The sequence below is a fragment of the Tumebacillus permanentifrigoris genome, assembly GCF_003148565.1.
GTDB classification, from domain to species: domain Bacteria; phylum Bacillota; class Bacilli; order Tumebacillales; family Tumebacillaceae; genus Tumebacillus; species Tumebacillus permanentifrigoris.
Genome location: NZ_QGGL01000058.1, coordinates 1 through 1,251, shown reverse-complemented (window position 1 = coordinate 1,251; position 1,251 = coordinate 1). Strand labels below are relative to the sequence as shown.

Sequence of the window (1,251 nt, the reverse complement as noted above, 5' to 3'; positions counted from 1 at the left end):
CCGAATTTTATGTCACTTTGCCACATATGGTTACGTTGCTTATGTTGAAATCGTCTGGCCGCAAGGCCGGAGGAGGAGTACAACCGCATATGACGAGTACTGTACCCATGCTCCATAAGTTTTTCTTGCAAGGTGCTGCGCTTGATCTCACCAGGTTGCGCTAATCCTTCCCATTCTAAGATCTGAATGATTTGTGCCACACTACGACTGGGGACTTCTCGGCGAAGTAAAATGGCCTGATCCAAGAGATGTGAAGAGATCGCTTCGGCTGTTCGCCGCTTTCCCTTTCCATGCGGTCGAAGTCCGGCGAAGCCTTCGGTTCGGTAGGCAGACAGATAACGACGAAGAGTTCGTTCGGATAAACCAGTTTGCTCACAAATCGTTCGCTTCAGCTGTTGGATCTTGCTTGGGTCGGTCCCTTCAGCAAGTAACGGAGAAATGAGTTGCATCCGCTCAGCGGCGATCTCATCCGCTTTTTTCTGGTTTTTCATTGGAATCTACAGTCCTTTCTATAGGAAGTAGATTCACAATACTTCATAGCTCTATGGACAAGAAGGCAAAACGGGTATGTACCCATAATTGAGAATTAACGATGGGTCGGACAAGTCTCGCCAGCCACCCGACTCCTTGTCCAACATAATGTCCGATCTGTTGGAGTGCAGACAGCGAAGGGACGGACAATGGCTTCACCGGATCTCCTGTACGTGCTGCAATCATGGATAAACAGTTTACCCAGTACTGCCAAAACTTCGCGAACCAAACGCTCCACCGGTACAAGGTCGACTCATCTGCGGCTACGTCTGAGGACTGTCCCTGAGACAAGGCCGATTCGAAGGATTCGGCTTCGTAACGTTTATAGGGGACGAGCAGATCTGGCAACTCATGATGAATCCTCTCGCAACCCTTGCAACGCAAGCGACGGATCATGTAGGTGATCCGTTCACCAGTGGATTTACGCCCAATGCGCCTCCGGCTTCCGATAACGAACAGGTCATCTTCACACACTGGGCAAATATGTTGCTCTGCACTCCAAATGAAAAACACCAATTTCTCTATTTTCTTTGAGCTGAAAATTTGATACAATGACCATGCGATTTTTTGGGGACGACTCTGGTGCCACTGCTCGAACAGTGACACATCATACAGAGGCGTCCTTTTCCTTTTCTAGGATATGTACGATGGTCATTATATCCGTCAACCTTTGGACAGGCAATAGCGTCAGCTTTTGGTCATTTAGCATCGTCGGTAACA

Annotated in this window: 2 protein-coding genes; both read right to left on the bottom strand. The window is 48.5% G+C overall.

Features of this window, described 5'->3' with window-relative positions:
- The coding region (locus C7459_RS22845) for a helix-turn-helix domain-containing protein (RefSeq protein WP_146201077.1) at positions 1-491 on the bottom strand (491 nt) is incomplete at its 3' end.
- 43 nt (positions 492-534) lie between these two features.
- On the bottom strand, positions 535-1,005 hold the full coding sequence (locus C7459_RS23915) for a DUF6431 domain-containing protein (RefSeq protein WP_245884693.1): 471 nt from the start codon (positions 1,003-1,005) through the stop codon (positions 535-537).
- Positions 1,006-1,251: the final 246 nt, after the last annotated feature.